The sequence below is a fragment of the Pseudomonas sp. 51_B genome (assembly GCF_017491595.1).
GTDB classification, from domain to species: domain Bacteria; phylum Pseudomonadota; class Gammaproteobacteria; order Pseudomonadales; family Pseudomonadaceae; genus Aquipseudomonas; species Aquipseudomonas promysalinigenes.
The window spans coordinates 1-466 of the sequence record NZ_JAFGYW010000321.1; the positions used below are offsets into that span (position 1 = coordinate 1).

Genomic DNA, 466 nt, shown 5'->3' on the forward strand with positions numbered 1-466 from the left:
CTGGGCCATGAACGGGCTTCTTGATACGAGTAAAGTCGGCAAGTCTAACCGATGCCACAGGCAATCAACGAATTGATGGCGATCGAGCTGCGGCGTCTGACAGCCGGCTATGTTAAAACCCTGTATCCGTTCAGCCTTGTCCTACAGGATTTCGCATGCCGTTCACCAGCAAACCGCTCTCGGGTCTGAAAGTCATTGAATTGGGTACGCTGATCGCCGGGCCGTTTGCCTCGCGCATTTGCGGCGAATTCGGCGCCGAGGTGATCAAGATAGAGTCGCCGGACGGCGGCGATCCCCTGCGCAAGTGGCGCAAATTGTACGAAGGCACCTCGTTGTGGTGGTTCGTCCAGGCGCGCAACAAGAAGTCGCTGACCCTCAATCTGAAACACCCGGACGGTTTGGCGATCCTGAAACAACTGCTGGGCGAAGCCGACATCCTCATCGAGAATTTCCGCCCCGGCGTCTT

1 protein-coding gene is annotated in these 466 nt (G+C 57.1%); it reads left to right on the forward strand.

What is annotated here, in order from left to right; all coding sequences use genetic code 11:
• Positions 1 to 155: 155 nt before the first annotated feature.
• Positions 156 to 466 (forward strand): CoA transferase (locus J5M56_RS25035; protein ID WP_207938066.1); only part of this gene is annotated, 311 nt, incomplete at its 3' end.